22 protein-coding genes and 4 pseudogenes are annotated in these 20,055 nt (G+C 69.5%); 11 read left to right on the forward strand and 15 right to left on the reverse strand.

Annotated elements, in window-relative coordinates; genetic code table 11:
- Positions 1 to 219, forward strand: a 219-nt coding sequence (locus tag AC0666_RS30995) for a transposase family protein (RefSeq protein WP_478708826.1), incomplete at its 5' end; no start/stop codon positions are given.
- Between the two features lie 168 nt (positions 220 to 387).
- On the opposite strand, the gene AC0666_RS31000 is transcribed toward AC0666_RS30995, so the two are convergent.
- The 4 genes from AC0666_RS31000 to AC0666_RS31015 all read right to left on the reverse strand — a co-directional run bounded on the left by AC0666_RS31000 (position 388) and on the right by AC0666_RS31015 (position 2,728).
- Entirely contained in the window at positions 388 to 612 is a 225-nt protein-coding gene (locus AC0666_RS31000; protein WP_468973834.1) for a hypothetical protein, read from the reverse strand.
- Between the two features lie 355 nt (positions 613 to 967).
- Positions 968 to 1,099, reverse strand: a complete 132-nt coding sequence (locus tag AC0666_RS31005) for a hypothetical protein (protein ID WP_468973836.1) — start codon at positions 1,097 to 1,099, stop codon at positions 968 to 970.
- Between the two features lie 24 nt (positions 1,100 to 1,123).
- Complete coding sequence (locus tag AC0666_RS31010; RefSeq protein ID WP_478708827.1) at positions 1,124 to 1,696, reverse strand: NHL domain-containing protein; 573 nt, start codon at positions 1,694 to 1,696, stop codon at positions 1,124 to 1,126.
- Between the two features lie 645 nt (positions 1,697 to 2,341).
- Positions 2,342 to 2,728 carry a helicase associated domain-containing protein gene (locus AC0666_RS31015; RefSeq protein WP_478708828.1) on the reverse strand — a complete coding sequence of 129 codons (387 nt, stop codon included), beginning with the start codon at positions 2,726 to 2,728 and terminating at the stop codon, positions 2,342 to 2,344.
- Positions 2,729 to 2,957: 229 nt separating this feature from the next.
- On the opposite strand from AC0666_RS31015, the gene AC0666_RS31020 reads away from it, so the two are divergent.
- Together AC0666_RS31020 and AC0666_RS31025 are read left to right on the forward strand one after the other, a co-directional pair.
- Positions 2,958 to 3,086 carry a hypothetical protein gene (locus AC0666_RS31020; RefSeq protein WP_468973842.1) on the forward strand — a complete coding sequence of 43 codons (129 nt, stop codon included), beginning with the start codon at positions 2,958 to 2,960 and terminating at the stop codon, positions 3,084 to 3,086.
- A gap of 1 nt (position 3,087) precedes the next feature.
- On the forward strand, positions 3,088 to 4,212 hold the full coding sequence (locus AC0666_RS31025; RefSeq protein ID WP_478708829.1) for a phospholipase domain-containing protein: 1,125 nt from the start codon (positions 3,088 to 3,090) through the stop codon (positions 4,210 to 4,212).
- Between the two features lie 310 nt (positions 4,213 to 4,522).
- On the opposite strand, the pseudogene AC0666_RS31030 reads toward AC0666_RS31025, so the two are convergent.
- Positions 4,523 to 4,782, reverse strand: a pseudogene (locus AC0666_RS31030) (Scr1 family TA system antitoxin-like transcriptional regulator); the annotation flags it as partial.
- Between the two features lie 129 nt (positions 4,783 to 4,911).
- On the opposite strand from AC0666_RS31030, the gene AC0666_RS31035 reads away from it, so the two are divergent.
- Both AC0666_RS31035 and AC0666_RS31040 read left to right on the forward strand, forming a co-directional pair.
- Positions 4,912 to 5,319 (forward strand): hypothetical protein, encoded by a 408-nt coding sequence (locus AC0666_RS31035; RefSeq protein ID WP_468973846.1) that lies wholly within the window; start codon positions 4,912 to 4,914, stop codon positions 5,317 to 5,319.
- A 29-nt stretch (positions 5,320 to 5,348) separates the two neighbouring features.
- Positions 5,349 to 5,594, forward strand: a pseudogene (locus AC0666_RS31040) (NF041680 family putative transposase); the annotation flags it as partial.
- Positions 5,595 to 5,848: 254 nt separating this feature from the next.
- Here the strand turns inward: AC0666_RS31040 and AC0666_RS31045 are convergent.
- The gene (locus AC0666_RS31045; protein WP_478708830.1) at positions 5,849 to 6,292 is read right to left on the reverse strand and encodes a DUF6461 domain-containing protein; all 444 of its coding nucleotides are present in this window, start codon (positions 6,290 to 6,292) and stop codon (positions 5,849 to 5,851) included.
- Between the two features lie 117 nt (positions 6,293 to 6,409).
- On the opposite strand from AC0666_RS31045, the pseudogene AC0666_RS31050 reads away from it, so the two are divergent.
- The 3 genes and pseudogenes from AC0666_RS31050 to AC0666_RS31060 all read left to right on the forward strand — a co-directional run.
- A pseudogene (locus tag AC0666_RS31050) lies at positions 6,410 to 6,819 on the forward strand (DUF4259 domain-containing protein); the annotation flags it as partial.
- A 58-nt stretch (positions 6,820 to 6,877) separates the two neighbouring features.
- Positions 6,878 to 7,288, forward strand: a complete 411-nt coding sequence (locus tag AC0666_RS31055; protein WP_468973848.1) for a hypothetical protein — start codon at positions 6,878 to 6,880, stop codon at positions 7,286 to 7,288.
- Between the two features lie 539 nt (positions 7,289 to 7,827).
- A complete protein-coding gene (locus AC0666_RS31060; RefSeq protein WP_468973850.1) occupies positions 7,828 to 8,247 on the forward strand; it encodes a hypothetical protein in 420 nt (139 codons plus the stop codon).
- A 243-nt stretch (positions 8,248 to 8,490) separates the two neighbouring features.
- Here the strand turns inward: AC0666_RS31060 and AC0666_RS31065 are convergent, their stop codons facing one another.
- Positions 8,491 to 8,994 (reverse strand): NUDIX domain-containing protein, encoded by a 504-nt coding sequence (locus tag AC0666_RS31065; protein WP_478708831.1) that lies wholly within the window; start codon positions 8,992 to 8,994, stop codon positions 8,491 to 8,493.
- On the opposite strand from AC0666_RS31065, the gene AC0666_RS31070 reads away from it, so the two are divergent.
- On the forward strand, positions 8,993 to 9,838 hold the full coding sequence (locus AC0666_RS31070; protein WP_478708832.1) for a HEAT repeat domain-containing protein: 846 nt from the start codon (positions 8,993 to 8,995) through the stop codon (positions 9,836 to 9,838). The genes AC0666_RS31065 and AC0666_RS31070 overlap by 2 nt on opposite strands.
- 284 nt (positions 9,839 to 10,122) lie before the next feature.
- On the opposite strand, the gene AC0666_RS31075 is transcribed toward AC0666_RS31070, so the two are convergent.
- The 4 genes from AC0666_RS31075 to AC0666_RS31090 form a co-directional block, all read right to left on the reverse strand.
- Positions 10,123 to 13,059: a hypothetical protein gene (locus AC0666_RS31075; protein ID WP_478708833.1), complete on the reverse strand. Its 2,937-nt coding sequence runs from the start codon at positions 13,057 to 13,059 to the stop codon at positions 10,123 to 10,125.
- Complete coding sequence (locus AC0666_RS31080) at positions 13,060 to 14,922, reverse strand: HSP90 family protein (RefSeq protein ID WP_478708834.1); 1,863 nt, start codon at positions 14,920 to 14,922, stop codon at positions 13,060 to 13,062.
- Between the two features lie 253 nt (positions 14,923 to 15,175).
- Positions 15,176 to 15,997 carry a hypothetical protein gene (locus AC0666_RS31085; protein WP_478708835.1) on the reverse strand — a complete coding sequence of 274 codons (822 nt, stop codon included), beginning with the start codon at positions 15,995 to 15,997 and terminating at the stop codon, positions 15,176 to 15,178.
- 196 nt (positions 15,998 to 16,193) lie between these two features.
- Positions 16,194 to 16,589 carry a hypothetical protein gene (locus AC0666_RS31090; protein WP_478708836.1) on the reverse strand — a complete coding sequence of 132 codons (396 nt, stop codon included), beginning with the start codon at positions 16,587 to 16,589 and terminating at the stop codon, positions 16,194 to 16,196.
- Positions 16,590 to 17,028: 439 nt separating this feature from the next.
- Here AC0666_RS31090 and AC0666_RS31095 point away from each other — a divergent pair, with 439 nt between their 5' ends.
- Entirely contained in the window at positions 17,029 to 17,316 is a 288-nt protein-coding gene (locus tag AC0666_RS31095; RefSeq protein ID WP_478708837.1) for a hypothetical protein, read from the forward strand.
- 340 nt (positions 17,317 to 17,656) lie between these two features.
- Here AC0666_RS31095 and AC0666_RS31100 read toward each other — a convergent pair whose 3' ends face one another.
- The 4 genes and pseudogenes from AC0666_RS31100 to AC0666_RS31115 all read right to left on the reverse strand — a co-directional run.
- Entirely contained in the window at positions 17,657 to 17,812 is a 156-nt protein-coding gene (locus tag AC0666_RS31100) for a hypothetical protein (RefSeq protein ID WP_468973860.1), read from the reverse strand.
- On the reverse strand, positions 17,809 to 18,102 hold the full coding sequence (locus AC0666_RS31105) for a helix-turn-helix domain-containing protein (RefSeq protein WP_478708838.1): 294 nt from the start codon (positions 18,100 to 18,102) through the stop codon (positions 17,809 to 17,811). The genes AC0666_RS31100 and AC0666_RS31105 overlap by 4 nt, the downstream gene beginning before the upstream one ends.
- Positions 18,062 to 18,787 (reverse strand): response regulator, encoded by a 726-nt coding sequence (locus AC0666_RS31110; RefSeq protein ID WP_468973864.1) that lies wholly within the window; start codon positions 18,785 to 18,787, stop codon positions 18,062 to 18,064. Before AC0666_RS31110 ends, AC0666_RS31105 begins: the two co-directional genes overlap by 41 nt.
- A pseudogene (locus AC0666_RS31115) lies at positions 18,784 to 19,134 on the reverse strand (sensor histidine kinase); the annotation flags it as partial. The gene AC0666_RS31110 and the pseudogene AC0666_RS31115, both read right to left, overlap by 4 nt.
- Before the next feature lie 182 nt (positions 19,135 to 19,316).
- On the opposite strand from AC0666_RS31115, the gene AC0666_RS31120 reads away from it, so the two are divergent.
- Positions 19,317 to 20,024 carry an MFS transporter gene (locus AC0666_RS31120; RefSeq protein ID WP_478708839.1) on the forward strand — a complete coding sequence of 236 codons (708 nt, stop codon included), beginning with the start codon at positions 19,317 to 19,319 and terminating at the stop codon, positions 20,022 to 20,024.
- Positions 20,025 to 20,055 lie beyond the last annotated feature (31 nt).

Raw genomic sequence — 20,055 nt, forward strand, 5'->3', positions numbered from 1 at the left:
GCCGGCGACGGAGTCGCCGTCCCGAGCCGGCGCCGGCCCGGCAAGGACCTCACCACCAAACAGAAGTCCGTCAACCGAGCCCACTCACGCCTCAGGTGGCCCGTCGAGAGAGCCATCGCCCGGATCAAGACCTGGCGCATCCTCCGCAAAGCCCGGCTCAGCCCCAACACACTCACGTCAATCACCAAAGCCATCCTCACCCTGGAGACTCACCGCTGAAAATGCTCATTGACGGACGCGAGTTTGTACCAACGTAGTTTGATCACGCCTGGTCTTGGGCGCGGCAAGGAGGATGCGGCGTCTCAGGGCGGCTCCCCGGGATTTCGGGCCGACTGCCGGCCCGACGTCCGTGCGGCGCCAGATCCCGCCGTTGCGGCTGGGGGGAGGTCAGCCCAGCTTCAGTCCGAAGAAGGCGCGGGCGAGGCCCGCCGCTGTGTTGTACACCTGGCCGATCGGTTCTTCGATGGTGTCGTAGATGGTGTCCACGGCACCGATCGGGTCGATGGCGGGCAGACCCGCGCGCTGGCTCGAAGCGTTGGGATTGGCCTGCGCTTCGGCGGCGCCGGCGTGAGAAGTTCCTGCAACTGCGAGGCAGGCGCTCACGAGGATCACGACGGCCAGTGTGCGCGCTGTGTGCTGAGTAGTCATGTCTGCCGTAACGATCACACGACTCCAGGGATACCCGAGGGTGGGCAGCCGGGCCGTGGGTTATGTCGATCAAACTTCGATGACACGCGATCAAGATTCGATGGCACAGGACAGGTGGTGCGCGCATAGCCGGGTTCCCCAATTGGGGAGCCCGAACCGAGAAGTGGGCGATCTCCCGGATCGGGGAGATCGCCCACTCTGTCCGCCCGCGCGTGGCGGGCAGGCGCTGCGCTGCTCCACGACCATCACATGCCGAGGGCCGACAGCTCATCCACTCGCTGGACCGACACTTCCCGGCCTTGACCCGCTGCTGGCTGATTCAGGATCCGAGCCGCACGGCTTCGCCGTCGAGATCCTCGGTGTGGCTGCGCGGTACGTCGAGGTTGCCGACGCGGGCCCGCTTGTTGCCAACGTCATTGACATACAGGTTCCCGAGCTCGTCGACGGCCACGACGTCAGGCCCGACCAGGCCCGCCTACAGGGGAGGAACGTTGTCCCCGGCGAACCCCGCAGATCCGGTATTAGCGACCGTGGTGATGATCCCGCCGGCGTCGACCCTCCGGATGTGGCGGTTGCCGGTGTCGGCGATGTACAGGCTCCCGTGGGCGGCCACGACTCCCTGCGGGGAGTACAGGCCAGCCTCCACAGCAGGGCCGCCGTCCCCAGAGACCGTCGAATATCCCGTACCGGCGTACGTGGTGATGATCCCGCTGGGGTCGACCCTCCGGATGCGGTGGTTGAGGGTGTCGGCGATGAAGACGTTCCCGTGGGCGTCCACGGCGACCGCCTGGGGGTAGTAGAGGCGGGCCTCCACAGCAGGTACGTCCTGCCCAAAGAACCCCGGGACTCCCGTACCGGCATATGTGGTGATGATCCCGCTGGGGTCGACCCTCCGGATGCGGTGGTTGAGGGTGTCGGCGATGAAGACGTTCCCGTGGGCATCCGCGGCGACCGCGAACAGACCGTTCAGATTGGCTTGGGCAGCCGCACTCTGATCGTCGCTGTGCCCGGCAACTTCGTTACCCGCCACCGTGATCCTCTCGTCCATCCCAGCCTCCTAGCCCAGCGGCGTAAGCCCACCACTGGTGCACCCCTCACATATGCCGAACTCGCGAAGGAAGACCACATCGCTCCAGCGTGGGCCTCTCCTCAATGACGTAGGTCAGACTTTATCGGCGAAGCTGGATTCGGCCCCGCCAGAGGCGACATGGAATCGTGTGACGTCACGGCGGGGTTGGTGCTTGTTCGTGCGGCCAGGCTCATCGCCTCGATCGGCTCTTCCCGCGGGTACAGCGTGACAGAGGAGGGATCGCCTTGAACGCGAAACCCGCCAACTGAGGCGCTCACTCGCCAGTTCAAGCGCTCAGTCACATCTGGCCGCGCCATAACATCCGTTTGCCGGAGCCGAAGGCCCTCCCGCGAACTCAAAACGCCACGAGAGGCCGCGTGCGGGGCCTCCCAGGTGATCACAGGTCGATCCATACCCGGTGCGCCGAGTTCGGCGGCTGAAGGGCCCGCTCTGGATGTCGCTTTTCGGCGTTGATCGGCGAATTGCCGGATTGGAGGCCGGAGTGAGGTCAACTTGCTTGTGGGCTGCCCAATTGGGGAGCCCACAAAGATCACATGGGCTCTCCCATTGGGGAGCTGTCGGGACCGCCGGCGAGGCCCGGCCCGTCGGGCCAAGCAGCGCTCTCTACGACCAGCGCATGCCGAGGGCCGACAGCTCCTCCACTCGCTGGACCGACAGCTTCCCGGCCTTGACCCGCTGCTGACTGATCCAGGCCCCGAGCCGCACGGCTTCGCCGTCGAGCTCCTCGGTGTGGCTGCGCGGTACGTCGAGGTTGCCGACCCGTGCGCGGTACCGGGCAGCGGCGCGCAGGTTGTGCGCCCACATCTCCTCCCGGGTCCGCTTGGCGGCGGGCGCCGGGGCCTGCTTGATGCCGAGCCCGGTGAGCAGCGCCTGCTGCTTCCCCGTCAGCTTCCCGAATCCCTGGCGCTGCGCGGCGGCCCAGCGGCCGAGGTCCTCGCCGTACTCGACGTGGACGCCGGGGCTGAGTGGGAGCGTGCCCCCGGCGTCCACGTGGCGTGGGCGAGACGGAAGGCCCGCTGCCAGTGGGTCGGTGAACTGCCCTCAGGTGCCTGTTCAGCGCTTTGCGTGGATTGACGTTTCTGCGGTGATGGGTGGGGGCCGTGCGGGTGAGTACTCGCGGCGGTTCATGCGTCCGGCCAGGGGTCTGCTGCTACCAGTGCTCTGTGTCAGCGACCGCGGGAGACAGACGGGTGCCGCGGCAAAAGGAAGGGCAGAGGCGTTGGCCGGGATCGATCGTCGCAATGTGTTGAAGGCCATGGGCGGGGCAGCGGCCCTTTCGCTGCTCACGAACAGCATCGCCCGTGCGGCCCGGATCGAACCCCACTCGCCGACGGGCACGCTCAACTGACGTGTGGGTCCGTTTCAAGCAGCAGCCCCCGCCCTTCCCCCCGCACAGTCCCGCACAGGGCAAGTCGACCGTGACGGTCACGGAGGAGTTCTACCGCGGCCAAGACGGCGTGGCCGGCCCCTACGGGCTCGGCCCGCGGGTGCCCACGTTCGTCATCTCCCCTTGGAGCCGCGGCGGATTCGTGTGCTCGGAGGTGTTCGACCACACCTCCCTCATCCGCTTCATCGAACGCCGATTCGGGGTGCACGAACCCCAGATCACGCCATGGCGACGCACCGTCTGCGGTGACCTGACCTCCGCATTCGACTTCACCCGCAGCACCGGGGAGCTGCCCCACCTGCCCAGCACCGACGCCTACCGCCCCACCAGCTGCAAGAAGGTGGAGAACGGCGAGGACCCCGAGGCACCCCCCGAGGTCACGCTGCCCCGGCAGGAGACCGGCGTACGCCCGGCACGCCCTCTGCCCTACGACCTGGCCGCCGACTTTCATGTCGAGGAAGACCGCCTGCACATCCGCTTCGCCAACCAGGGAACGGCGGGCGCTTCCTTCCACGTCACCGCCCACACCGAGTTCCACGCCGGCCCCTACGGCCCGTGGGTGTACACCGTCGGCGGCCACGGCGAGCTCTCCGACAGCTGGAAAGTGACCAGCACCTACGACTTCCAGGTCCGCGGCCCCAACGGCTTCCTGCGGCACTTCACCGGAAGCACCACTCCAGCCGAGGACACCGCGATCGATGTCACCGCTCGGCACAGCACCGATGGCGGCGGACAACTCGTCATCACCCTCCACAACGGCAGTCCCCGCCGCACGCCCGCCACCCTCTACAACGGGTACAGCAAGCACAGCACCGAGCTGCTGCTGCACCCCGGCCGAGACACCACCCACATCGTCAGCAGCCGTGAACACCACAACTGGTACGACATCACCCTCACCTGGGGCGGGACAGAAACACCCCAGACGCGTCGCCTGTGCGGGCACATCGAAACCGGGACCCCCAGCAGCAGCGATCCCGCCTTCGGCTCCGGCCACGCCCAAGACACCGACCCGGATGCCTCGGCCTGCCTGGCACCGATTCCCACACCACCCACCGAGCCCCGCCACGCAACCCGAAGGCAGCCCTGAAACGACAGGCAGGGCCCGCATGCGCGCTACCCGTTGCACGGCGGCGCGAGAATCGGTGTGAACCGGCTGGATCACCGCCCAGGACACTCATTTCCAGGCCGGCGGTCGCGGCCGGCTCCCTCCGGTTCTGCCAGGCTCCATCACCTCCCGCACCGGGCCAAACCAGCGCCCGGTGGAGCCGCACGGCCGACACAGACCGGTCCACGAGCGCCTGATGGGATTCAAGACGGCCGTGCCCGCACGTCGCTGCCACCCACGACGCCGTGCTGGGCGAAGATGGCCCTCGCGCAAGAGCCGTTCAAGTTCCTTAGAGGTCGCTGGTGAACCGTTTTAGGTACACCGCGCTCGCGCCGACTGCGTCCGCTTGGAAGTGGAGGATGGAGAACTGTACCGAGATGCCCGGGTGGGCTCCCGCTTCGTGTGGGAGGACCTGCACGGTGATGTGCGGCGCGCGGCGAGGGGGTTCAGGTACTCGAGTTGTTCGCGCATGATCTCCGGGCTGCCGGCCACGCGGCGCAAGGCCGACTCGTCCAGCACGACCCGTAAGCGGAAAGAGCGGGCCGGATGGTGGGCTGGCTCTGGCTATCGACTTGCCGACCCCACCCTGAAAACCTCAGCTTGTTCTAAACCTCGGGACCTGCTTGCCAGTGCCTGGTTCTATCCTCCGCTGAACGTCACGGATGGACTGGGAGCCAAGCTGTGCAGATCGCAGGGGTAGACCTGTATGTGAATCACCCGGTGATGGCGCTCGGCTCGACCGAGTGGATCCCCACCACGTTGGTCCTCGACGGCGCTCCTGCCGCTGCGTGCGACACCCACGTCATCGTTCGGGTGCAGGCCCAGGTTGTTCTGGTCAAGGTTCGAGTCTTCCAGGATCACGGTGACGCGGATGACCACGGAAGCGACAGAGCGCCGCTGACAACCGTGTTCGACGGGCAACTTCTACTGAGCGACGGTCGGCTCGTAGTGGGGGATGTCGTTGGCGAGAGCCGATTCACCACTTCCCTGCCCGGGAAGCCAGGTAGGCGACGAGTTCGGGTCTCGGTTGACGATCCGCAGGGATGGGCTCGCGCTGTCGACGTCGTCATCAGCGCCGAGACAGTGTGACGGAGCCGTGTATCGGCTCGAACGTTCTTCGACTCCGCACTCCTGAGGCCGCGGACCGCTGGACCTGGCTCCTGATCGTCGCGCACACCCAGCTCCGGCTCGCCCGGCCCCTCGCCGCAGACCTCCGCAGGCCCTGTGAGAAGCCCACCGCGTCCGGCCGGCTCACCCCGGCCCGGGTCCGCCGAGGGTTCAGGAACATACGCGCTCATCTTGCCTGCCCGGCCTGCGTTCCCAAACCTCAAGGCGCCGGCCCCGGACGGCCACCCGGCGCCAAGATCAAACTCGTGGAATCGCCAGCGGTGACATCGTCAAGGTGGAGCTCGATGACGACAGCCCGGAATGCGCCACGTGGCGAACTGCCGCACCAACGTGTTGCCCATGTACTCGATACCGGGGAAGCGTGTCGAAGACGAGACCGTCGTGGAAATCGAAGGGGCAGGGGACCAGGCAGATCAGTCGGCGCTGAAGTACGGCCGCCTGGCGGGCTCGGTCGGCGATGATGTCGAGTACGACTTGCTGGCGCTGACGCTCATCCTGAGCGGGAATGACACGGCCACCTGGCGCCGCCCGGGGGCAGGCGGCTGCGAATCGGTCGTAGTCGGTGAAGGTGAGGGTTCGCCGCTCGACGACCATGGCGGTGAAGTAGTCGCGCCGTGCCCGCTGCGGGTGCCGTGGACGTCCTGGTCGTCGGGGCCGGACCGACTGGCTTGGTACTTGCCTGCGGCGTCGAGAGCCTGTGGGCGGTGGACCTCGGTGACGGCACGGTGCGTTTGGACAACACTCCCTGGTTCGTAATGGGCAGGAACGGTTCACTGGCCGTACCGATCGCGTCCATGAACCCTGGAAGTGCTGGACGACCTCGGTGTCCAGGTGAGAGGCCCCGCGCCAGGGTGAAGCAGTACGCCTCGGCGATGTCTGGAAAGTCGTCTTCGAACCACGCGTAGTCCGCTCCGGTCTTCGTCATGCCGTCCATCCTGGTTCGTGTCACTGACACCGGAGGGGCTCGCGGACATGACTTGGACTGCGCGACTGCTGTCAGTGGTCCCTGTAAGGATGCCCCGGTCAAGACCAAGATTGATCTGGAGAGACCATGGGTACCTGGGATGTCGGCCCCTTCGACAACGACACCGCAGCGGACTTCTGTGGCGACCTTGATGAGGCAGCCGCAGGCGAACGTGAGGGCATCGTCCGCGGCATTCTCACCCGTGTGATCGACACCGCAGGCTATCTGGAAGCACCCGAGTCTGAGCAAGCCGTTGCTGCTGCCGCCCTCGTCGCCGCGCAATGTCCTGGGGTGAGCCTGTCGATCCCGTTTATGGGCCGGAAGAGTCCCTTCCTGATCTCACGGGCCTGCGCGATCTCGCCCTTCATGCCCTTGACCGCGTCATGACCGATCCGTCCGAGCTGATGGACCTATGGGAGGAATCGAATGGCGGCCCCTGGCGCGTGAATATCCGCCGCCTGCAGAACGTGCTCCTGCCGCAGCCGCCCGGAGAACAGGCTCAGCCTTATCTGACCACACCGCAACCACTACGTGATTTCTATCCGGAAGGCCGCCATGAGCTGGGATGTACTTCTCCTACGCCTACCCGACAACGTGACCTCGGTCCATGAGATCCCAGGCGATCACACCTCGCCCCCGCTCGGCCGCCTCCACGACGTGCTCGCGACCGTTGCCCAGGCCGTCCCGGACACCGATCTCTCGGACCCGACCTGGGGTGAGCTTCTCGGGCCCGCCTGGTCCATGGAGCTCAACATCGGCGACGAGGACCCAGTGGACTCGATCATGCTCCATGTCCGAGGTTCCGGCGACGACGTGCTCACGCCAATCTTTCGACTTGCCGAAGCCTTGGGCTGCAAGGTCCTCGACTGCGGAGAAGGAGACCTGATCAGTCCAAGGCGGACATCGGGCTGGCACACCTTCCAGAAGTTCCGCGACCGAGTGCTCGGTTCCGCCGGCAAATCCTGAGCGCCCCAAGGGCTAGTTGTGCTGGTAATCCTTCGTGATTCAAAGACTGCTGGAGGAGCCCCTCCCGCGAGCACAGTGGCTGCGTGAACAGAACTGGGCCGCCATAGCGGACGCCTACGATCGCCTCGGACGCGCCGCCGAAGCTGACGATCGTGCCCTACTCGTAGGCTGTGCCAAAGAACTCGTCGAATCAGTTGCCCGTGTCACCCTCGTTGCGTCGGGCCGACCGAGTGGTGATAGCGCGGATTACCAACAGGTTCTGGGTCTGGCTCATAAGACCATCGAGCACGCCGTTGGGGCCGACCTGACCGCCAGCGATCCCCTGCGGCAGGTACCCACTGCGGCCATGAAGATGGCTGGACAGTTGCGTGGACTACGCAACCGCTACGGAACCGGACACGGTCGCGCCGTGGTGCACAATGTCAACCCTGAAGTCGTCGACACCTGCGTGCACGGGGCTCTCATCTGGAGTAGATGGGCCCTCGCCCGCATGCAGACAGTCCTCACGGAGCGTCTGCAAGCGGCGAACATCGCCAAGCTTGAAGAGTTTGACCAGCGCGCGCTCGGCCTGGCCGTTGGCCAGCGGGGCCGCCCGGGCTACCTTCAACGTTCGCATTGAGGGGATCCTGGCCTGCTCCGAGGTCCCGAGCAATTGGCCCTCCGCCTATCGCGAGGCCGCATTGCAGGGCCTATTCATCAACCCCGACGGTCAGCTCTACACCGACCCGGAACACAGCGCCTCCGGCGCCGCCCTTCTGCTCCAGCACCACCCCGAACCCGACAAGGCCCTGGCTGAGCTGAGATTGCTCGTCGCAGACGCCAGTCTGTCCCTTGAGTTTCAGACCAGCTCTGGAGCGACCATCACCGCGATGGAGGCCACCACACCACGAGTCCCCGAGTCCGCGCAGGAAACGTGGAAGGCGATCGCCGACGACCTTCGGCAACGCTCCGTCGGCTGACTCCGTACCGCTCCTGCCCTTCGGGAAGCGATCAGCGGCGAGCTGGGAAGCGATCTTCAGACGCCTCTCGTCGCTGCAGCTTGTAGGCACTCGTGAACAGCCCGTACCTCATGCAACCCGCAAGCCCGGGCAGCGAACTCGCCTGCCCGGGCCCACGGTAGCAGCAGAGCACTTGCGGGTCGGCCGAGGACGCAGGGCTGGCGCGCAGAGCTCGGGATGGAGCCGGGCGGCGGCCGCGGTAGGTCAGGAGAGCGGGCTGCGATCATCTGGCGAGCTGGTCCACCCGGAGCAGGTCGTCGGGGCTGATGTGGATCGCGGCAATGTTGACGAGCCACTGCATCCACACCGGCTCGATGCCGGGCGCACCCTCGAACTCGGCGTCGGTAATGCATCCCCGGGCGTAGGCGACCGTCGGTCTGCCAACTCCTGTAGAGCGTCATAAGCGATCCAGCGGACGTTCTTCGTCTCGCGGATGCTCGGGGTGGGGTCGCCTGTAATGGTGGCCCGGTAGACGGTCCATTCGGTCCATTCATGGCGGTGGCCGGTGCTGCATGCACCGGGAAGGCGGCGGCATGGGTTGTCCCGCCAGCCGCCGGTGACGTAGGTAAGGCCGCTGACGGTGAGGCCGAGCTCTTCCTCGACCTCGGCGCGGGCCGCGTCCTCGGCGGTCCCGTGGTCGCCGATATGGCCGGCGGCAGGTGCCGTGCCGGGTGGGAAGGTGGCGCGGTCGAACATCAGATCTCCCATGTTGCTGCGCGAACGGGCCGAGACCCACCCCGACCCCAGCGTCAGGGTGGCCGCGGTGCGGGCGCTGGCCACGGGATGGCCGACCGATCCGCGAACGCTGCCGTGGCTGTGCGAGCTCGCCGCTTCCGACGCGAGCGAGCCGATGCGACAGGCCGCACTGTGGGCCGTCTACTCTCTCTGGCCCGACGATCCGGAGGCCAGGGCAGTGCTGCGCACAGTGGCCAACGGCGAGGGTGACTCACAGGCCCGCACGGTGGCCGTCCTCGCCCTCGCCGCCGGATGGCGGAACGACCCGGCAACCAGGTCATTGCTCGACGGACCCGCACGTGACGGCGACGCCGACTACGTACGGGCCACGGCTGTCCGAACGCTCGGAGCCGGCTGGCGCGACCACCAGGACACCGTCACGCTGTTACGCGACAGGGCCGAGCACGACCCGGAACCCTACGTCCGTGCGATCGCTGTCCACATCCTCGTCCGAAACTGTCGCACCCCCGATACCGCCGCCCTGCTGTGCCGGCTCGCCTCCGACGACCCACGGCCTCAGCTGCGCGCAGACGTCATCAACTACCTGGCGGCGGGCTGGCGTGCAGACCCGCAGACCTGCGCACTGCTCCGGAGGATCGTCACCAGCCGAACCGACACGATCAGCCGAAGCGCCGCGATCCAGGCACTGGCAGGCGGCTGGCGCAACGACCCCGTCACCGAGGCACTGCTACGCGAGCGGGCCGCCGACGACTCCGACTGGGGGCTGCAAAAGACGGCCGTCGAGGCACTCGCCGAACGCTGTCCGTACGACCGGGAGATCCAGGCGCTCGCCGACCGCTTCGCCGACGACTTTTAGTGGTCAGGAACGGGGGGCAGTTCGTACGCTCCTCGGCTGTGACCGCGTCTTGGTCGAGCAGCACACCACCGGGGAGCACTCCGTCGCCGGCCTCGCCCTGGGGAGGGTTGGGCAGCAGGGATGTCAGGCGGTCCCGTACGAATTCCGTCGTCCAGCCGTAGCCACTGCCTGGCGGCGAGCTTCCTTCCAAGCAAGGCAGTCACGTCGCCGGGGCGGTGGACCGAAGCCGCGTGGATGTCGTCCGGTGCCCTGCCGGGGCCTGGTCTCTCGGCAGGGCACCGTTGCTAGCGCTTCATGTAGTCCTCGCGGAGGGTCTCCAGGATGTGGGCGGCTTGCGGGAGGCCGGCTGCGCGGCAGCGGGTGGCGGCCGTGGTGAGGCGGGCCGCCGCCTCCTTGAAGCGGGCGAGGCCGTTGCCCTCGATGAGGGCTGCGACGCGGACGGCTTCGGCGCGCGGGACCTCGCCCTGTTCCCCACCTTCCTCGTGGGCGGCGATGGCGGCCTCCGCCTCGCTCAGGGCCTGCTCGAAGCGTTCGGCATCCGCGAGGACGCGGGCGCGGCGGTAGTGCACGTTGCCGCGTTCGTACCAGGCGGCGAAGTCGTCGGTGTCCTGCGGTACGGCGGCGAGGACCGCGTCGGCCCGCGTCAGGTGCTCGAGGGCCGTGTCCAGGCTCTCCGGTCCCCTGGCCTGGAGCGTGAGGCGGGCGAACTCGCACATCATGCGGATGATCAGGGGCGGGTTCGCTGCCTCGGCATGTGCGGCGACGGCCCGTTCGTATGCCGTGGTCGCCGCGTCCCAGCGGTCGGCCAGCGCCAGCGTGGTCGCCGCCTCCGCCGCCACCAGGGTGAGGACCTGGCGGTCGTCCTCCTCCCACCCGGCGACGGCGTCCGCGAGCCGCAGGAACTCCTCGGCCGCGGGCAGGTACTCCCCCAGCTCCCGCAGTCCGCGCGCCAGGGTCAGGCGGGCCTGGGCGATGGCCCGCTCGTCGCCCGAGGCGGCGGCCTCACCCGTGAGTACGGATTCCAGGACGGCGACGGCGTCGGCCTGCCGGTCGGCCCGGGCCAGGACATCGGCGAGCTGGAGCCGTACGTCCGTGGCCTCGTCGTGGGCTGCGTCCTGGTCGAACCGCGCGGCCGCCTCGGACAGGTGGCGCACGGCGCCGTTCACGTCGTCGAGGTGCGAGGCCGCGTGCCCGAGGAGGGCGTACGTCGGCGCGACCGCGAAGTCGGCGTCGTCGTACCGGGCCGCGTCGGCGAGTGCCCGGTGCAGGAGTTCCGCCGCCTCGGCCGGCTCCCCCTTGCCGAGCATCAGCTGGGCGAGCAGGGCGCGGGGGCGCGAGCCGCGCCAGGGTCGGTCGGAGGCGTCCACGGCCGCGAGGGCGGCCCGCAGTCCTTCCTCGGCGCGTTCGGGCTCGCCGGTACGGGCCGCCAGGTCGGCGGTGAACTGGAGTGCGTTGGCCACGTGGTGGGGCACCGACAGGCGCTCCGCCTCTGCCCGCAGCCTCCCGGCGTGCGCCTCGAAGCGCTCCCTGGCGGAGGGATCGGGCTCCGGCAGGGTCCCCACGGTCTCCTGGTAGGCGGCGAAGGTGACCGCGTACAGAACGGTGAGGTACTCCAGCGCCTCATCCGACTCGGCGGCCGTCAAGGGGGCTTGCGTCATGAGGAGTTGTGCCTCGGCCAGGACGGTGTCCAGGCCGGTGCGGGCCGCCTCGTGGTCGGCGTCGTCGGAGGCGCTCAGCCAGGCCAGGCTGCGGGCGCGCGCGGAGAGTGCGTGCCAGGGCATGCCCAGGCCTTCGAACAGCTCGGCGGCCTGCTTCAGCTCGGCAGTGCTCTCCGCTTCGCGGTCTTCCTTGGACAGCCGGAACGCACGCTGCTCGGCGAGCTGGGCCCGCAGCAGTTCCTCGGGGCCGAGCTCCTCGGCGTACGTGGCGCTGCCGTCGGCGAGTCGCTCCTCGATGCGGGTCCAGAGCCGGTGATCCCCCGGGTGCCCGGCGAGAGCCAGGCGGCGCGCCTCGCGCACCAGGGCGACGAAGTCGTGGGGGATGTCTGCTGCCACGGCGGAGGCGGGGGCCTCGGTGGTCGTGGCGCTCGCGGCGGAGGGGCGGGTGAGGGAGGCGCGCAGGCCGAGCGGCAGCGGCTCGGCGAGCAGCGGGCGCTGTGCGAGACGCTTGCGGCGCGTGTCCCCCACGGCGGTGGTGGCGTTGCGCGTGTCGAACGCGGCGGCGAGCCGGTCCGCCTCGGCCCGGACGTGGGCGAGGAGTTCGCCGGCGGTCCAGTCGCGTCCGGGCGGGCCCGCCACGGCCGTGTCGGTGTGTCCGTCCTCGGCGAGGCGGGTCAGCAGCACTTCGACGCCGGTGAGGAAGCCGAGGTGGGCCAGGGGTGCGCCGGTCGCCTCGAACAGCGGGCGGTTCTCCGCGAGGATCTCGAGCCCTCGGCCCTCGTTACGGGAGAGGGCGCAGAACTCCAGGTGGAGGCCGACCTCGTCCTGCATGCCGGTGTTGCCGCGGACCCGGCGGTAGCCGGTGAGGTGGTGGGAGCGGGCTTCGTCAGTGCGGCCGGCGCGCAGGAGCGGCAGCAGGGCGCGCGCCTGGCTCATCTGCGGTTCCTCGGTGCAGCCCGTATCCCCGTCGAGGACCGGCTGCCAGACCTCCAGTGCTCCGGCGTCGTCGCCCGAGGTCACCCGGTGCTCTGCGAGGCACCGGACCTCGCAGGCCTCGCAGTCGCTCAGCTCCGTACGGGGGCGGGTGACCCAGAGGTCGTAGGCGTCGGCGATGCCTACGCCGGTGTGGTGCGCGACGTGGTAGCGCATCGCCGCGACCGGCTGCATGCCGTGGTCGGCGTCCGCGTAGCGGGTGCGCATCTGCTCGATCCACGCCTGGATCGTGGCCAGGGGCATTTCGGGTACCTGGAGCAGGGAGGTCGTCACCCACTTGAAGCGCCAGAAGACCTGGTGGGCCTCCCACTGGCTGAAGGCTTCGGGGGCGGTGTCCCAGAGCTTGAGCACCCGGGCGAACACGACGGGCGACTTGCGGTGCTCGCCGGTGTGCTCGTACGCCTTCATCAGCTCCAGCAGGGCGGTGACGAGGACGTCGGGTTTGGCGGGTTCGTCGAAGGATTCGGCCGCCTCGACGAGCTCCTCGGCGGTGATGGTGCGCTGCAGGCCGTGGGGGCGGTCGTTGTTCTCGCGGAGCGCTTCGACGACGGCCTCGGGGGTGTCCAGCATCTACAGTTCCTTCCGGGGCTCGGAGCCGGGTTCCGCCGTGCCGTTGTGGTGCATGGCGTGGGTGAGCAGGCCGATGAAGGCCCGGTTGAGCAGGGCGCTCTCGCTGGCACGCAGGGGGCGGCGGCTGAGCAGGAGGGCTTGGCCGTAGAGGGCCTCGGCGGTCGTGACGGCCAGTCCGCGTTCGGTGATGGTGATGGCCTGGCGGACCAGCGGGTTGAGGTGGTTCAGAACGAGCTGGGCCCGCGGGGTCTCGTGCCGCAGCGAACCGAGGATGTCGGCCCACAGGCCGTCGCTGTCGGCGGCCATGCTCGACCGGGTCCGCTCGTGCCGCGCGTCCCGGTTGTCGAGGAGCAGCGCGGATGCGGTGACGGGCTGGAAGTCGCGCAGGACAACGTCGCAGTCGTGGACGCCGATGGTCTCGCGGGCCACGGCGAGGAAGGCCGCCGCACGCAGTTCGGCGGACGGGTCGACGGCGTCGAGGTGGGCGGTGACGGTGGCCGGGTCGAGGTCGGTGACGGCCGTGCCGGGACGGATCTCCGGCAGCCGGTGCACGAGGTCGCGGTCGTAGGTGTAGCCGCCGTTGACGACGCCCAGGCCGGCAGCCGCGGCGATGGGCGCGACCTGGCGGAACTCCTCGACGCTACGGGTGACCAGGAGGGTCGGGTGCGTCCGCGTGAACTCCTCCAAGGTGACGTTGCCGTCGGTGGTTTCGAACGGCAGCCAGGGCAGCACGATGCGCAGCAGCTCGTCGTCGTAGCGGGCGAGGGCCTTGACGGCGAGGTGGTGCGTGTCGATGAAGCGGTGCAGCAGGGACGGGTCGCTGGCGGCGAGGCCGGTGAGCCAGTCGCGGATCCGGTCGCCGAGGGCGTCCCGTACGGCGGACAGGGTGCCGTCCTCGTACAGGGCTTCGCGGGAGGCGGTGGGGCGCAGGCTGGTGGTGTCGATGACGCAGCGGACGAAGAACGCCCATTCCGGAAGCAGTTCGGGCGCCTGGTCGGTGAGGAGCATGCCCTTGAGGTGGACGCGGTGGCCGGCGCGCTGGGCCGGGCTCACGGCCGTGGGCAGGACGTAGGCGACGCCGCGCAGCCCCGCGGCCGGCAGGTCGAGCTCGATGGTGTCGAGGGGGGTGAAGTCGAAGAGGCTGCGGCAGTAGGCGGTCATCGCCTCGCGGCGGGCCAGCGGGGAGCGGTGGTCGCGTTCCCACGGGGGTGTGTCGTTGATCTGGTGGGTTTCGCCGTGCGGCCCGACGACGGTGACCTCGTGGCGTAGCAGTCCGCCGTAGTGGCGGGCCAGCGAGATGACCTGCTGCGGGGTGGTCCACTCTGCGTTGTCGGCGCGCGGGGTCAGGCGGACGGTGGTGCCGGGCTCGGGCACGGCCGAGGCGGGCAGGGTGCGGATGGTGTAGCGGCCGTCGGAGTGGCCGCGCCATTCGACGGCGGGCGCCGAGGGGTCGGCGGCGGACCGGCTGAGCACCGTGATCTCGTCGGCGACGACGAAGCAGGCGAGCAGTCCGATGCCGAACTGGCCGATGAAGTCGCCGCGGGCGGTGTCGAGGCCGGCCCCGTCGAGGACACCGTCGGCGGTCCGCTTGGAGCTGCGGCCGATGGTGGCGAGGAAGCGGTGGACATCGGCCTCGGTTAGGCCGATGCCGGTGTCCGTGACGGTGAGGGTGTCGCCGGTGCGGACCGTGATGGTGGCGGGCGCGCCGGGGGCGACGGCCTGCCGGGCGGTGATGGCGTCCACGGCGTTCTGCAGCAGCTCGCGAAGGTAGACGCGGGGGCTGGAGTAGAGGTGGTGGGAGAGCAGGTCGACCAGGCCGCGCAGGTCGACCTGGAAGGTGTGGGCAGTCTCTGAGTTGGGCACCTGGCGGAGTCTTTCGGTGGGCGCGTCCCGCGGCCGCGGGCGGCGTGGGCGGGTCAGCGGAGGGAAGGGGTGCGGGTGCGCGGCGGGGGTGGAGGCGGAAGCTGCCGGGGAGGGGAGGAAGGGGCACGGAGAACCGGCCGTCCTGGCCGGGGCACCTGGTGAGCGGTGGGCGGCCGGTTGGGGCTTTGGCGTGCGCGGCGTTCGCGGGCCCCCGCGGCCCCGTCGTTCTCGCCGCTCCGGTCGCTCCCGTGAATCAGCGTCCGATGGACGACCGCTGCTTGCGGTAGGCCGCGGCCGGATCGGAGCCGTTCAGGTAGTACCAGGGAAACTCCGTCACGCGGCCGTCGGTGATGCGGAAGCACTCCTTTGCGGCCTCACGGTCCCCGGCCAGCGAGAAGGCCATCGCGAACGTGTTGAGGACCTGGATCCACCCTCCGGTCCGGACGAAGTCCGGGTGGCGGTAGGAGTGGTCGGCCGCCTCCCGCAGGGAGGCCGCGACCTCAGGCCGGCGCATGTAGGCGGCGTCCGGTCCGGCGTCGAGGGAGAGCCAGTGCTCGAGGTGGGCGATGGCTACGAGCTGGCCCAGCCGCGTTCCGGCGGGGGCGCCGAACGCGGACGCGCGGGCGAAGGCGTGCATCTCCTCGTGCGATCCGCCCCACTTGTCGCAGACCTGCTGCAGTTGCTGCTGGTGCGCTCCCAGGTGGTGCGGGTCGCGGCGCACCGTCGCCTCGAAGCGGCGTCGGGCGGTCGTCTGTCCGACCTGGAGTCCGCGGCCGGTGATCTGGAGGCCGTACCAGGGCGAGGTCCACAGCGGCTCGCGCTCCGCAACCTCGTACAGGTACGCCTCGGCGGTACGCAGCCTCGCGTGGAAGACCTCGAACTGCTCGCGGGAGACGTCCTTGGCCCGGGCTCCGGTCCGTGCCTCCCAGCCCCAGCTGATGTGGCGGATCCCGGCCACGAGCCGGGGCAGGGCGGCCTCGGGATCTGCTTCGAGGACCTTGGCGATCCACCGCTCCACCCCCGCGGTATCGCCGACGGCCCACAGCAGCTCGGTCCGGTCCTCGCAATCGCACATCCGTTTCCCCAGACCCTTCCCACGTCGGTCGTCGCTCGCCCCGTCCTTCCCGGCCGGGTGGTCTTTGTCCGGCCGAGGCGGCGAGGGCCCGGCCGCCGTCCTGCCCCTCCTGAGCTGACGGCCGCGACCCCGCCCCCTGCTCTGACCTCGCCTTATCCTTGGCCTTGGCTATTGCGGAGAGTGATCAGTTCGGGAATCATTCCCCGCCGTGACCATCTTCCTCGCCGTCGTACTCGGCGTGTTTCTCGTTCTGCTCTACCGCCTCTTCATCAGCCCCGGCCGCGTCGACCGCTGGGTCGGCAAGCACTTCGTAGCGTCCGACTACGGCCTTCCGCCCCGTGAGCAGCTCAGCTCGCGGCGCTCCGGTCCGCCCCCGTCGGCGCACCGGGCCCAGGAGAGGCAGGCCGTCGCCGACGCCGCGTGGGGAGGGGACTGGAAAGCCGCCGAACGGTACGTCCGGGCGGCGGGCGAGGACTGGGACGAGCGGTGGGACCGGCTGGAGCTCCTGAAGCACGTCGCCCAGAAGGACGATGCCTGGCTCGACGCCTGGCGCGCCGCCGAGCCGGGCAACTGCGACGCGGCAACCCTGCACGCGAGCATCATGGTCCGCAAGGCGTGGGAGATCCGGGGCAGCGCCTACGCCCACGCGGTTCCCGCCTCGGACATGGACCGCTTCCGCGCCATGCTGCCGGCCGCGATCGAGGAGGCCCGGAAGGCGGCATTGCTCGAGCCTGCGAACCCCGGTCCCTGGGTCGTCATGGTCACGGCGGCGCGCGGAGCGCAGTACGGCCGCTCCCGGTTCAGGCCGCTGTGGGAGGGCCTCGTCGAACGCGCGCCCCACCACTACGAGGGGCACGCGCAGGCCCTCCAGTACTGGTGCGCCAAGTGGTACGGCAGTAACCGGCGGATGATGCGGTTCGCCCGTCAGGCCGTTCGCAAGGCCCCGCCCGCGCCCGCTCGCCGGGATCTACCTGCACGCGCTGAGCGAGCTCACCGAGCGGTCCGCCGCTTCCGCGCTGTCCGTGACGCCGATGACGAGGAGTCTGCTGAAGCGGACCGCCGCCTCGTTCGACCAGGTTGCGTCCGACGACGAGCGCCTGCCGGTCCTGCGGCACCTGCTGGCGCACTACATGCTCCGGTCGATGATGTACGCGCCAGCCCTGGAGCAGTTCCGCCGGATCGGGCCATGGTGCGGAGCCCACCCCTGGCGCGAGGCGGGGAACCCGGTCATGGCGTTCGAAGCGGCCCGCGGCAGGGCCGCGAAGCTGTCCCGGACTCGCCCCACCCCGACGCCGCGGGTCCACGGGATGGCACGCTAGGTCTCAGCCTGGTGGGCCGGCGACGAACCAGCAGGATGCTGGACGGGCCTCACCAGCCAGTACAGGAAGGCCCCGTGCCCTCCTCGAATGCCCACGGCAGGACCCGCGCCGATCTGGCACCCTGACCGGCCCTGCTCCGGGTGATCCCGAGCCGTGCCGGCGCGGCGCCGCCCGCGTCGGCGCGGCACCCGCCTGGGGGATTGCGGTTACGGCGCCCTCGGTGTTTCCGGTTGTGCCAGGTGGTAACCCAGGGAGGTGGCGACGTGCTCGACCGCCTGCCCCCTACGTAGGGGTCCAGCCAAGGTGAGCCCAAAAGGGGCAGTGGGATGATCTTGGCGAATCAGCAGTGCGGTTCGACGAAAGCGTCCTCGGCCGGGTCGTGCTCGTCTTCCTGGCCGTCCTGATCGGTCCAGGCTCCGAAGGGCTCAGACAGTCCGGGCTCGTCGGCGCCGAGCAGGAGGGCCCCGCCCTTGAGCCGGTGCTCGCCGGGGATCACCGGGTGCCCGCTTCGAGCTGGGCCGGAACGCGGGTGGCCCTCAGCTCCTGCAGGTCCGGGATGTGGTTGTAGAGCGTGCCGGGGCTCACCCCGAGGAGCTTGGCGATCGAGGTGATCGAGTGGTCGGGGTTGGGCAGCATGTCGCGGGCAGCCCGGATGATGTCCGCATTGACGACGCTGGGCCGGCCGCCGACCTTCCCCCGGGCACGGGCGGCGGCCAGGCCCTGGCGGGTGCCGGAGACGATCAGCTCACGGATGAACTCCGCCAGCGCGGCGAAGACGTGGAACACCAGCCGGCCGCCGGGGGTGGTGGTGTCGAGCCGCTCGTGCAGCGAGGTGAAACCGATCCAGGATGACGAGGTGGACCCGGTCGCGTGCGTCGAGTTTGGTGAAGAGCCGTGCGAGGTGGGCTTTGGCGGTGGCCACGCTGATGGTGAGCTCTTCGGCGATCTCGGTGTTGGACAGGCCGCGGCCGACGAGGGTCAGGACCTCGCGTTCCCGGTCGGTGATGCCGTCGACCACGGCCCGGCAGGTAGTGGCGGCGGGTTCGGGCCGTGCCGCGAACTCCCCGATGAGACGGCGGGTGACGCTCGGAGCTATGAGGGCATCTCCGGCGGCGACGACCCTGATCCCGTCGAGGATGGTCTTCAGCGGCATGTCCTTGACGAGGAAGCCGCTCGCTCCCGCGCGGAGCGCGCCATAGACGTACTCGTCGTCGTCGAAAGTGGTGAGGACGAGGACGCGGGTCTTCGACTCCGGATCCGCGTTGATCCGGCGGGTGGCCTCGATGCCGTCCATGCCGGGCATGCGGATGTCCATGATGGCGACGTCCGGCCGTAGCCGTTGGACCAGTTCCACCGCCTCGGCGCCGTTCCCGGCCTCCCCTGCCACCTCCAGGTCGGGGGTGTCGGCGATGAGGACGCGCAGGCCGGAACGGATCAGGGGCTGGTCGTCGACCAGAACGACACGGATCATCGGCCTGCCTCCACAGGCACCGGAAGCCGAGCTGCCACGCGGAAGCCGCCTTCCGGACGCGGCCCGGCGCTGAACTCGCCGTGCAGCAGACTGACCCGTTCGCGCATTCCGGCGATGCCGTATCCAGATTCTGCGAGGGTACCGCCCGAGCCGAGGTCGACGATATCGACGGCCAGTTCGTCGGGGCGGTAGTCGACAGTGACGCTGCAGTCCCGGGTGCCGGAATGCCGCACGACGTTGGTGACCGCCTCCTGGACGATGCGGAAGGCTGCCAGGTCGACGTCGGAAGGCAGGTCGCGACGTTCCCCCCGCCACCGGACGTCGACCCGGACGCCGGCGGCCGCGGTCTTCCCGAGTCTAATACTGCAGCTGTAGATCGTGATCTTCATGTCCCGGATGCGGCTTGCCTGCGGTAATGGCTGTTGTGGGCTCGGGCCTGGTGGCGGCGTCTCCAGTCGGACCAGCCAAGCCGATGGGCCGCGTCCCGGACGCGGTCTCCTTCGCAATGTCCGCGGCGTCGCTGCGTCTGATGCGCGCCCGGTTCCAGCTGGACCGAGAAGACGCGCGGACGACGGCCCGGCTCACCACCGAGATCCGTGAGGGGCTCGGCTGGCTTTGGCACCAGCCGGTCATCCGCTTCCTCACCCTGGTCTCGGCCGCCGACAAAGTGCGCTACGGCGCTGGGTATCTGCTGATCATCACCCTCGCCCAGCAAGTCGGCGCCTCGTCCGTGTGGATAGGCGTCATCTTCAGTGGCGGGGCGGTCGGCGCCATGGTGGGGGCCCTGGTCTCGGACCGGGTCACACGTCGCTTCCCGCTCGGCCGGATCGCTGTGGTGATGCTCTGGTTGGAGGCGCTGATGTTCCCGCTGTACGCGCTCGTCCCCAACCCGCTGCTGCTGGCGGCGGTCGCGGCCGCCGAGTCGCTGGTGGCCCCGGTGTACGCGGTGACCATGACCACCCACCAGCTGGCCATCACCCCCGATGAGCTGCGGGGCCGGGCGACGAGCGCGATCTCGACGCTCACCACGGGAGCCTTGTCGATCGGCACGCTCGCAGGCGGCGCGCTGATCACGACACTGGGCGCCAAGCCTCTGGTCTGGCTCTGCGGAGGATGGCTGCTCACCCCGGCCCTCCTCACCACTGCCAACCGGTCCGTGCGACAGGCACCGCCAGCAGGCACGATCCCACAACAGCAGGCCACCAGCGCGGCGGAGACCGCGGACAGGGCGAGCTAGCTCCCGGGCTGGGGCCACCGTCTTGTCATTT

The organism is Streptomyces sp. NPDC043680, from assembly GCF_056436685.1.